The organism is Leptolyngbya sp. FACHB-1624, assembly GCF_047649235.1.
GTDB lineage: Bacteria > Cyanobacteriota > Cyanobacteriia > Leptolyngbyales > Leptolyngbyaceae > Leptolyngbya > Leptolyngbya boryana.
Genome location: NZ_CP180258.1, coordinates 5,745,294 through 5,756,797, shown reverse-complemented (window position 1 = coordinate 5,756,797; position 11,504 = coordinate 5,745,294). Strand labels below are relative to the sequence as shown.

The following is an 11,504-nucleotide window of genomic DNA, read 5'->3' as shown; positions in this document are numbered from 1 at the left end:
GGGGCAGCGATGATGTTTTACCCGAAGACGAATCTGATTTTTAGGGCGAAGATTGATCCACGATCGAAGATTTTCGTTGACCAACGAGTTACAGTCGTCGTATACGGGTAATTTCGCTTCGAGGCGGCTTTAACTCCTGAAATTCCTCAAACATTCCAAAGTCAACGCAATGAATTGGAATTCAATTCTTTGGATTTGATCCCACAATCGCCCGAAAATCCCGTTCCAGCGCAGTGATTTTATTTTGAGCTAGCCGACCTGCCAAAGTCGTTTTCGGCAATTGATCTAATGCATCGATTGCTGATCGCCAATCTGCTAAGGCTCTGGCTCGATCGTTGCCTAACGCGCCATTATCGATCATCCGAATCGACTCAGCTAACCTCTGATTACTCTGCTCAAACCGAGTCTGAGCATTCTTCTCCTGAAATAGCTTTGCCTCCATGCGAGCGACCGTTTGACGGGCTACTCGAAACTCATCCGTCGTAAAACTACATCCTGCCGCATTACAGTAATCCTCCGGATCTTCTAGCAGTGAAACTGGCAATTGATCTAAATGCGTCTGTGCAGCTTTAACTTTCTCAGCCCCGAATTCGTGATCTTCAAACGCAGTGGCTTGGTTCACCAGTTGATCTGCCTGCTCGATGAGCGCGATCGCACTTCGATAGTGATGATGCATCGACATGTGAGTCGGCGCTAGTAAAAACGGAGCCTCTTTCAAAACGACATTCCGAATCCCCGGAATCGGTAAATTGGCAACGCCGACCGTCCCTGCACCCAATACGAGCAACGCCGTTCCAAACTTCAGTCTCGCCCAAAATTTAGAGGCAGGACGATTAATCTTGGCTGCTTGAGAGAAAACTTTCGGATTCGCTTGAGGAATCAAATCACTGATCGCAGCTTGTAACTCTGATTCCATCACAGGACTGCCAGTTTGTTGGCGCAGCTTTTCCAAACGACGAAGGGCAAGTTCAGCTTGAACTTGCCCAATCCCATTAGCACCAAGACACCGACGAATTTCGGTCTGGAGGAGGTTAAATGCACGATCGTTCAAACGCTTCATTTCAAGCTAAAACCAAACCAATACAGGCTTTAGAATTCCCGCCCAGAAGCGATTGAAACGCAAGAAGAAATGACGCTAATCCTGGATCAGCGTCACTGAGTTAAGAGTTGGTGGCTTGAGTCGCCAACATCTGTTTGAGTTTTTCCAACTCTTGTGCCCAACGTGGATCAGGTTGAACCGAATCCGAATCGCCAGCAGGAGTCGTCGAACGGCGAGCTTTGTTATTGTTATTGCCGCCTTTACTGCGTTTTGCCGAAGATCCACCAGCATTTGAAGCTGCTGCTTCAGGTTCATCTGCCTTATCTTTGGTACGAGGCAACGCTTTCTCAATTTTGATCGCGTTGTCTTTGATGCTGACTCCGTTGTATTTCTCGATGAATTGATCTGCCAACTCATCAGTTTTGACGGTGACGAAGCCGAAGCCACGACATTTACCCGTTTTACGATCGGTGATCAGCTTTGCCGTAACGCCTTCCCCTGCATCCGCAAATGCAGCTTCGAGGTCTTGACGGCTTAAATCTTCGGGTAAATTACCCACATATAAACGAACTGACATATCGAGACACCTCCAGACTTGGAATCCGAATTAAGAGAGCGCTAGGGCAACATTCATCTAAACTAACACTCTGACGTGATGGGCGAAGGATACGGCTGAATGACATTTCCGTTACCTCCCGCAGCCAGCTTTGCCGCAAGTTACGATCTTACCGAAAACCTCTTCCGATGGGATTCAAACTGAACCCGGAAAGTTTAGGAATAACCGATCGCACTCAGTAGGCTTAGTGATCACTAGAGGATTACAGGATCAGTAACAAGGTTACTGTGTCCCTTCAGGAGATGCGCCACTCTTAAAGGTATCATGCTCGTCTGTCAGATTCGAGTAGATGCTGCAATTTCCCTCTTGAGTTCTATGCCTTCTTGGTAGATTGTGCCGGACTGCTCCACATTAAAAACCAGCCGATCATTTCAATCGACTGGTTCAGCTTGCTGTGTTGGGAGGAGAAAACCTGTTACCGAGAGTTTGAAGGGTCGATTTCGCATTCGACCTAGCCACATTCGGCGAGTTGAACTCCTTGCTACAAAATGTAACAGTTTTGTCGGGGAATTGCAACAATTCTTTACAGAATTTGCAGCAGTCCAAGTAGAATCGTAGCCATCGCGACCGCAACTGACCAGGTTTGATGCCCGCTTCGCAAGAGCGATCCACTATGCAGTGTTTCAACGTCAACCGAAGGCGTGGCATTCCGACGCAGCCAGCCCGTCACAACTACAGGTTGTCCGATTGAAAACCGATAGAAGAGATTGCCGATCGCGCCAAATTGCGAGCAGTAATTCAAGTGAATTAAACCGGATTCAGTTTGCAAAATTAGATCTTGTCCAAGTTGATTGCGAGTGCCAGTACGCCCGATTAATCTTCCTTCAAGACGAATTTTCGGGCTATCAATTGGAGTGAGCGTTGGCTGAGTCAGAAAGCGAATGAGATGAGCTTGTTCGGTCTGAGATTCAGGAAAAAATCGATTAAATCGCACTAGCATTCCTAGACCGAAGCCGATGAGTGAAAAGGCAGTAAATAAGCTATAGTCACTCGCAAGCCAATTGAGTTGATAAATGCCACGGCTATGGAGGAGATAAGCAATACTCCATAAGAGTATTGCGATCGCATTACCGAGCATTAGTCCTAACCAAGGTGCAAGCTCAACAAGATTGCGCTTGCGATTCTCGACGACAGAAGAATCAATTTCAAACTCAGGTGTGATGTGCCATTCCTGACAATAATTTATGAGTTGATTGAGGCGAATTCCCAAGAGCGAATGGGACTGATTCAGCATAAGTTCAATGCGATTTCGATTCGCTTGTTCCCATTGAAATAGGGTAGAGATCGGAAGATGCTTGAATAAGCTGGCGAGTGTAGTAGCGCTGCGATAGCTGATTGGACTAAGTAACTCAAAGCTTTCTAGCACAGCAGGAGTTTGCTTTTCGTGCTGAATTGTTTCGTCAGTCGAGATCGCAATTTTGACTAGGGCGCGAGCTAATGCATTTGGATTGCCCGTTAAATTGCAAGCTTGGCGATCGCTATAGACAATTCGTTGTCTAGATAGCCACAATCCTGAGTAACGAAAAAGCGAAAAGCATCCATATGAAAGTGCAGAAATGATCGAAGCTACCGCACTTAAAACTTGAAACAATTTAGTTAAAAAAGCATTTTGAATCCGAATAGCTTTCAGTGAATCGCTCGCGATCGCGCACTGTTGATACAAGATGTAAGGAATTTGTAGCGCAACTGCAATCAGCGACATCCAGATAAAATCCCATTGAGCAATATGACCTAATTCATATCCACAAATTGCAGCAATTTCTTCTTCAGTTAAACTGTCGAATAATCCTTGACTCACGACAATTCGAGCGAATTTAGGAAAACAGCCATAAGTAAAAGAGATTGGCGCTTGAGTTGGCAAAATCCTGAGTTTTGGAATCGGAACTTTTTGCTGTTGAGAAAAGCGTTGAAGTAATCGGGAAGATTCCGCACTATGACGAGTCAGTGCAGCAGTAGACAGAGGCTTGAGTCCATAAAACTGCTTCAGAATCGCATCTAAAATCCACGGGGAGGCAATGAAGGCAATGACGAGACTCAAACCTAAGCCTAGTGCAGGAACTTCGCCCTCTGGAATGAGTGGACTCAGATTTAACCATCGCTGCACCCGAAACCAAAACCAAGACGCTGCGATCGCGGCTGACCAGATACCGTAGAGTGTGAGAAAAAGCATCACAACTGCGCCCATTTCTGCCCATTGCAGGCGAGCAGGATTCAGGCGGCGCAAGGGTTGCCAGCGTTGTGCGCGTCCGGCATTTTGCCAAACATGCTGAGTTTTTTCGGGTTGAGCCAGCGCGGCTTGAGACGATGCGCTGCTAGATTCCTGGGTTTCCTGAATCGGCTGAACTTGCTGAATCGGCTGAGCTTGCTGCACTCGTTTTCGCCGCGTTTTCTGTTTCGGCTCGATCGGAACAAATCCTGTTTCGACAGGCGTGAGTTTAGCGATCGTTTGAGTTGCCCAAGCCCGTGCTTGTTCGTTCTGGCTGTGCTGAAGTTCTTGACAGAGTGCGATCGCGCTTTCGGTCTGTCCACTCTGGATTTTGGCTCGAATGATGCCAATTCGCGCCTTTAACGCATCAGGTTGATCGAGATCCGATGCAGATGCCAGAAATTCTGAAAGTTGCGCGATCGCGCCTGGGTAATTTTCGCTCTGAAGCGCTGCCAATCCTGCTTCTAGCCCTTCTAAACGAGAAGCCGATTCCGGAAAAGAAGACATAGTAGGATTCCCTAAAATACAGCGTTCTTAGAGTACCCAGGTAAAAATTTAAATTTCGGCTCGTGGCTTAGTCAGATGAAGGGGTGGAGAGCGGGGAGTAGGGAACATTCCCCCCACTCCCCACTCCCTACTCCCTACTAAATCTCCACAGGTTGCTGCCCCGACACCACAGGCGCGATCGCACTCAATTTCAACTCCGGATGATCGCCTTGCAACTGCTGACAATTCCATTCATTGCGGAACAGCAACACAGGACGCTGCCAACTGTCTTTCACCGTGACCGTATTGAAAATTCGCCCGACTTTTTCGAGCGCTTCCCAGCCACCCTCTACCCAGCGAGCAACCGTGTAGGGCAAATATTCAACCGTTGTCTCCACGCCGTATTCATTCTGCAATCTGAATTGCACGACTTCCATTTGAAGTTGTCCGACAGCTGCGAGAATGGGATCTCGTTTTGCTTCATCGGCGGAATACATGATCTGAACGGCTCCTTCTTCCCGCAGTTCTGACACTCCTTTGCGGAATTGCTTGAACTTCGACGGGTTGGGATTTCTCAAATACGCAAATAATTCTGGCGAAAAGCAAGGAATCCCTTCGTATTCGAGCTTTTGACCGTTGTAAATCGTGTCACCGATCGCGAAAACGCCGGGATTATTTAAACCAATCACATCACCTGGATATGCCTCTTCAATGACTTCTCGATCTTGAGCAAATAGCTTTTGAGGACGAGACAATCGCACAGTTTTTCCAGTTCGAGCATGGCTGACGACCATATCTTTTTCAAACTTGCCCGAACAGACTCGCACAAAGGCAACGCGATCTCGGTGTTTCGGGTCCATATTCGCTTGCAGCTTGAAGACAAAACCCGAGAACTCCGGATAAGTGGGTTCAATTTCACCTTTTGTGCTCGTATGTCCACCGGGCTTCAAAGCGTAATCTAAGAACGAATTCAAGAATAGTTCAACCCCAAAATTCGTCATGGCACTTCCGAAAAAGAGCGGCGTCATTTGCCCTTTGTGAATTGCTTCTAGGTCAAATTCAGACCCAATTTCTTCGACTAATTCCAGTTCGTCTTTGAATTGGTAATACAGATCTTTCTCTAGCAGATCCTCAATATTCGGATCGCCCAAATCGATAACAGTATCGACCGCTTCACGGCTCCCATGTTTGCTGCGCTCGAATAAATGAATCTTGCGCGATCGTCGATCGAATACTCCTTTAAATTGATCGCCCATGCCGATTGGGTAATTCACAGCATAGGTTTGCATCCCCAGTTCTTGCTCGATTTCGTCCATCAGTTCAATCGGACTCCGACCCGGACGATCGAGCTTATTGACAAAGGTAAAGATCGGCAGCGATCGCATGCGACAGACTTCAAACAACTTGCGCGTCTGCGGTTCTAGACCTTTAGCTGCGTCGATCAACATCACGGCATTGTCCGCCGCCGCTAAGGTGCGATACGTGTCTTCACTAAAATCTTGGTGCCCTGGCGTATCGAGCAGATTGATCTGACACTGCTGATATTCAAATTGCAGCACGGTTGAGGTAATCGAAATACCCCGTTGTTGCTCCATCGCCATCCAGTCTGAAGTCGCATGACGTTGCGCGCGACGAGCCTTCACCGCACCCGCTTCATGAATCGCACCTCCATACAGCAACAGCTTTTCGGTCAGCGTCGTTTTCCCAGCGTCGGGGTGAGAAATAATCGCAAAATTTCGTCGCCGTTCTACGGCTTCCTGCAATTCGGACTGAAGTTCGATCGACATGCTAGTGGCTCAGAGTTAGAGTGCGGGCAATCCCAATTCATAACGATATCTTAAAGCTAACAACAAATTCGGTGGGATTGTCGCTAGATTCAAAAGCATCGAGTTTGATTCTCCTCATGCAATCCATCGGACAACAAAAACTTCTCTCCGCACTGTGTCACGGATCAATTTTCTTTAGTGCTACCCTCGTTTCCATCGGGATTCCTATCGCAATTTTGCTGATCACGGACGACTGGGTCATTAAAGACAATGCCCGTGAAGCACTGAATTTTCATATCAATTTATACGCATATGGAATTTTAGCAGGGGTGCTCGCTGCCACCGTTATTGGTATCCCGATTGCGATGGTTATCGGCATTGGACTTTTGATCTGTAGTTGGCTGTTTCCGATTTTGGCGATCGTCAAGGTGATTGAGCGACCTGAACAACCGTATAGATATCCATTTATCTTAAGACTGCTGTAACTTTACGTACGCTTTGCATTTACTTTGTGAAAGCTTGATGAAACCGACCGTTTAATCTCGGAGCTTTCCCCATAAAATAGTCGCCAGGGTTCAGGAAATCTACCACTCAGGATTGAGCTTGTCAGAGACGAGTAAATTTTAAGCGCGATCGCACGTAGAGGCGATCTTGCTCAAAGCCTATTTGAGGGTTGAGAAATACGGTGGCTAAAGTGTTCGAGCGGTTCGTCTACCCGGGTTGGGGCAAAATTTCGTGTGGAAACTCTCAGCAGCGGGAGGGACAACAATGAGTCTCAACCATTCTTTGAGTGCAGAGGCAATGATCCTCGGTTCAGATTCTATTCTAGAAAGGATATTATCGAGCCGAGCGACTCGATCCATCTACGCGAGAGCTAGCAGTTTTAACACTACAGTGACAACTAATCTGCTGGCGCGCAATGTGACAACAGGCGCAAATCAGATTTGGTCGATCGCAAGTTCAAGCCCAGTCGTGCGGAATGATTTACCGACTGAAGCCGATGCGAATTGGCAAGTTGCAGGGATCGCAGACTTCAATCGAGATGGGCAACAAGATCTCCTGTGGCGGAATTTTCGCACGGGAGCAATGCGAATCTGGCAGTTGGAGAATGGCACTGCTCAGACGATCGCACTAGATCCCGTCATTGACCTCAATTCGCGTGTTGCAGGATTAGCTGACTTTAATAATGACGGCTCCGTTGATATTCTCTGGCAGAATACTGAGAGTGGAGAAACTTCACTTTGGCTGTTGAATAATACAGCGATCGCACAGAAAACAGGGATCGCTTCAACGGGACCAGGGGGCTGGCGAATTCAGGGCATTACGGATCTGAATCTTGATCGCTCTCCGGATCTAATTTGGTATGACCTCAATACCGGACAAACCGCAGTCTGGACCCTCAACAATGGGGTTTTCGCCCAGGGATTGTATCTTGATCCTGCGCCTAGCTTGGATTGGAAAATTGCGGGCATTGGAGATTTTAACGGCGATCGCTTTTCGGATTTGGTCTGGCGGAATGAGACAACCGGGGAGACGCAGTTTTGGCTCTACAACGGCATACAGCGCGTTCAAACCACAGCAGGACGATCGCTCAGTTCTGATTGGCAATCGCTGAGTAGAACGGATCTCAATGGGGATGGAACAACCGATTTACTCTGGCGCAATTCATCAACTGGAGAATTATTAGGTTGGTTTGTCAGAAATGGCAGTGTAGCCGATGCCACAACCGTCTTCACAGAACCGAATTTAGATTGGCAACCGACCTCGACTCTCGAGCGCTCTGCTTCGCTCTTGATCACGCCGACAACTTCAACGTCACGCACAGGCACACTGACCAGTGGCGGAACAATTGCGACCGCCGAGAATCAAGCTCCAATCTTTTCGCGCAGCGATCGCGTCGATGCTGGCAACACGAGCGATTTTTACCGCTTCACGATTGGTCAATCTGGAATCTTCACCGCGAGTTTGACTGGACTTACGGGCGATTCAGATATCCGGTTGATTCAGGATGTAAATAGCAATGGCGTGATCGATAGCGGCGAAATTCTCGCTTGGCAATGGGAACGCGGCACAGCGGCAGAATCGATTCGTCGATTTATCAATCCTGGGACTTATCTTGTAGAAGTTCTAAGCTACCGAAATCAAGCAGCGAACTACACCGTTTCGAGTAATTTTACGGCTGCTGCTAGTGATGATCAGCAGTTTCGGATTGCGCTGACGTTCGCCGATTCTCTAGCTGGATTAAATTCCGCTGCACGTGATGCAATTAATCAAGCAGCAAGGTTCTGGGAAGGAGTGATTCTCAATCGCACAGGCATCACACGATCGAATACGTTAGACATTGCATTAACGGGTGAAAATCTTGTTGCCCAAGATGGCACTGCTGATACTGGCACATTGGCATTATCCGGACCAACGCTCACGCTAGACTCAGCAAATAATCTCGTGATTACCCGCGGCGCGAGTACGCTCAATACTCGGAAGATTGCTGAATTCAATGCAAATCCGATTTATTTACGCGACATCATGATTCATGAGTTGGCTCACGTCTTCGGATTTGGGACAATTTGGGAGCCGCTTGAATTTGCCTACTCAGACGGAACGCGGGTTAGAGCAGGTCAGACTTGGATCGATCGCACCAGCGCCACGTATCGCGCCAACAGTTATGCAGCAGCAGCCTATGGCGATTTGTTAGGCACGGGCACTGCAACTGCGGTTCCGATCGAGCCACAGGTCTTTTTCCACTGGGATGAGCGGCGGTTTGATATCGAGTTGATGACTCCGTTTGCGGAATCTCCGGGAGTCGCAATGCCAATGAGCAGCCTAACTTTGGGAGCGTTACGCGATTTGGGATGGAGCGTGAATTTTGGCGCAATTCAACCTTATGCGCTGCCCAATCTTGCCAGTGTAACGGCGAGCACGTCGCCGAATCCGGGTGGAGCAGCTCTGTTGAGCTACAAATGCGGCTGTAGAGGCTGTTTAGCAGCCGTACGGACAGAGATTCTTTCGCCTAGGTTGTCTGATCAGATTCAGGCAACGGCTTAAACCCCTGTTTAAAGCAAAATTGCCTTAAAACAAAACTGCCCCGAACTCAAATTGAGTTGCAGGGCATAGGGACAGTTAAACGCTAAGCCTATTATGGTCAGGAGTTAGCGAGATCTTCGGGAAACGAGGGACGGTTGTTGGAGTGTCCATTGAAGCGATCGTGATCGCTTCAATGGACACACACTTATAGATACCAGTGTGGGCTGGAGTCCTGAGATATACTTCTGCATCGTTGGTTTGATGTTTTTAGATCACCCTTGATATCTTTAAGAGCAGCGATTCAGCTGCTTTTTTCTTGCTTTGAACTACAGGTTTGACAGTACACTAGACGCGATCGAGTTCTTTTTTCCGCGCTAGTCGTCTATGCAATTTCTCTCGCCCCTGTACGCCATTTTCTTGCTTTGTGTGATCGGAGTGTACTGGTCGGCACGTTCAACTTGGTTGAGATCTTGGTTAATCTTTCTCGCCAGTTTAGTGTTTTATGCGTCACTTCAAGCCCAGTATATTCCGCTGTTGCTGGTCGCGACAGTGATTAACTATTGGCTAGGGCGGGCGATGGGAGTGCCGCCAGATTGGCGAATTGAAGATTGGCAGTTTGCTCAAGCTGACTGGAATCAGCGACGGTTGCGCGTGCTGTGCGCGGGGATTTTTCTCAATGTCCTGTTGCTCGTAGGATTTAAATATGTGCCGTTTGTGTTTGGAACGATCGGAGAAATCTTAGATATTCCAACGATTCAACAAACTGCAAACTGGACAGATATTCACCTCATTGCACCTTTTGGACTGAGCTTTTTCTGTTTTGAATGTATTGCGTATTTAGTCGATGTGTATCGGGGAGCGCCTGCGGCTCAAGGGTTTCTCGATTTTGCAGCCTATAAGCTGTTTTTTGCCAAGTTGATTTCTGGTCCGATTACGCGCTATCACCCGTTTGTCGGACAGATCCAGGCAGTTCAAGCGCCTCAAATGCCGCAGATTACAGAAGGGCTTTGGCTAATTGCCTGTGGAGCGATTAAGAAAGGATTAGTGGCAGATCGCTTAAATGTCCTCGTCAATTTAAGTTTTGACAATATTCAACGCGCAGGAAGTGCAGATCTGTGGTTAGCAATTATTGCGTATGGGTTCCAGCTTTATCTCGATTTTAGTGGCTACGTGGATGTAGCACGCGGAAGTGCATTGCTCCTCGGGATCAAACTTCCAGAGAATTTTAATTTTCCTTATCTGACGACAAGCCTGGCTGATTTTTGGCGACGTTGGCACATGACCTTGGGCGATTGGTTGCGCAATTACCTTTATTTTCCTTTGGGTGGATCGCGGCGCGGATTGTTTCGGACTTGTTTGAATTTGCTGATTGTGATGACGATCGCGGGAATTTGGCACGGAGCAGCGTGGGGATTTTTGGCGTGGGGTGTGATTCATGGAATTGGACTCGCCATCCACCGATTGAATGTCGCGATCGCAAAACAATTCACCTGGATTGCAGCAGCTTGGTCAAGTTTGCCTGGGATGTTAGTCGCTTGGGCTTTGACTCAATCGTTGGTCTTCATTTCGTGGATCTTTTTCCGGTTGCCGAATGTTGATTCTGCGTTGAAGGTGGTAGAGCGACTTTGGGGCTATTCGGCGGATGTGCAATATGCTCAAAAAGTTTATATAGAAGCAGTTGGGTTGAATCCGCCTCAGATTGTCATGGTCTTGAGCGCGATCGCGTTGATCATGGTCTTCGCTTATCTGTTACAGCGCAGCTTGAAGTTGAATTTAACTTGGCATTTGAAGCTTTTGCTAGTTCCCCTGTGTTGGTACGTGGTATGGCAACTTGCTCCAGAAGCAGGTACGCAATACATTTACTTTGATTTCTAATTCATTCGGATTTAGGAGGATTTTCTTGCATGATGGAGAGTGGAGTAACTGAAGTTTCTGCTATGAAAACTGAAGAAACAGCTAGCCCGGCAGAGGTAACAGAGATTCGGGCTTGGGGAACGGTGACGGTTTTAGAAGAATCGAAGCGATATCGAATTAATCGAATTGAGATTAAGCCGGGAGCACATATTAGTACTCAGATGCATTACCATCGCAGTGAACATTGGATTGTCGTGTCTGGGACAGCCCGAGTGATCTGTGGTGGAGAAGAGAAGGTATTAATGCAGAAACAATCCACTTATGTCCCAATGGCAACGCCACATCGGGTGGATAATCCGGGAGTGATTCCGCTCGTGATGATCGAGGTGCAGAATGGGGAGTATTTGGGTGAGGACGATATTGTTCGGTTTGAGAAAGATCCGAATTCTTGAGGAGATGGGGAATGGGGAAAACCTAACTCAGAGCATTCCCTACTCCCCACTCTTTTCCACG

At 47.7% G+C, this 11,504-nt stretch carries 8 protein-coding genes; 4 read left to right on the top strand and 4 right to left on the bottom strand.

The window, feature by feature from the left end:
* Window positions 1-181 precede the first annotated feature (181 nt).
* The 4 genes from ACMUEV_RS27425 to prfC form a co-directional block, all read right to left on the bottom strand.
* Window positions 182-1,060: a hypothetical protein gene (locus ACMUEV_RS27425; RefSeq protein ID WP_017286003.1), complete on the bottom strand. Its 879-nt coding sequence runs from the start codon at window positions 1,058-1,060 to the stop codon at window positions 182-184.
* A gap of 100 nt (window positions 1,061-1,160) precedes the next feature.
* Entirely contained in the window at window positions 1,161-1,616 is a 456-nt protein-coding gene (locus ACMUEV_RS27420; protein WP_017286004.1) for an RNA recognition motif domain-containing protein, read from the bottom strand.
* Window positions 1,617-2,178: 562 nt separating this feature from the next.
* Window positions 2,179-4,368 (bottom strand): zinc metalloprotease HtpX, encoded by a 2,190-nt coding sequence (locus tag ACMUEV_RS27415; protein ID WP_190651445.1) that lies wholly within the window; start codon window positions 4,366-4,368, stop codon window positions 2,179-2,181.
* A 137-nt stretch (window positions 4,369-4,505) separates the two neighbouring features.
* Entirely contained in the window at window positions 4,506-6,134 is a 1,629-nt protein-coding gene (gene prfC, locus ACMUEV_RS27410; protein WP_017286007.1) for a peptide chain release factor 3, read from the bottom strand.
* Between the two features lie 116 nt (window positions 6,135-6,250).
* On the opposite strand from prfC, the gene ACMUEV_RS27405 reads away from it, so the two are divergent.
* From ACMUEV_RS27405 to ACMUEV_RS27390, 4 genes are all read left to right on the top strand, one after another.
* Complete coding sequence (locus tag ACMUEV_RS27405) at window positions 6,251-6,598, top strand: DUF4870 domain-containing protein (RefSeq protein ID WP_190651443.1); 348 nt, start codon at window positions 6,251-6,253, stop codon at window positions 6,596-6,598.
* A 409-nt stretch (window positions 6,599-7,007) separates the two neighbouring features.
* Entirely contained in the window at window positions 7,008-9,158 is a 2,151-nt protein-coding gene (locus tag ACMUEV_RS27400; protein ID WP_190651440.1) for an FG-GAP-like repeat-containing protein, read from the top strand.
* Window positions 9,159-9,521: 363 nt separating this feature from the next.
* The gene (locus ACMUEV_RS27395; protein WP_190651439.1) at window positions 9,522-11,012 is read left to right on the top strand and encodes an MBOAT family O-acyltransferase; all 1,491 of its coding nucleotides are present in this window, start codon (window positions 9,522-9,524) and stop codon (window positions 11,010-11,012) included.
* A 62-nt stretch (window positions 11,013-11,074) separates the two neighbouring features.
* A complete protein-coding gene (locus ACMUEV_RS27390; protein WP_036045191.1) occupies window positions 11,075-11,443 on the top strand; it encodes a phosphomannose isomerase type II C-terminal cupin domain in 369 nt (122 codons plus the stop codon).
* Window positions 11,444-11,504 lie beyond the last annotated feature (61 nt).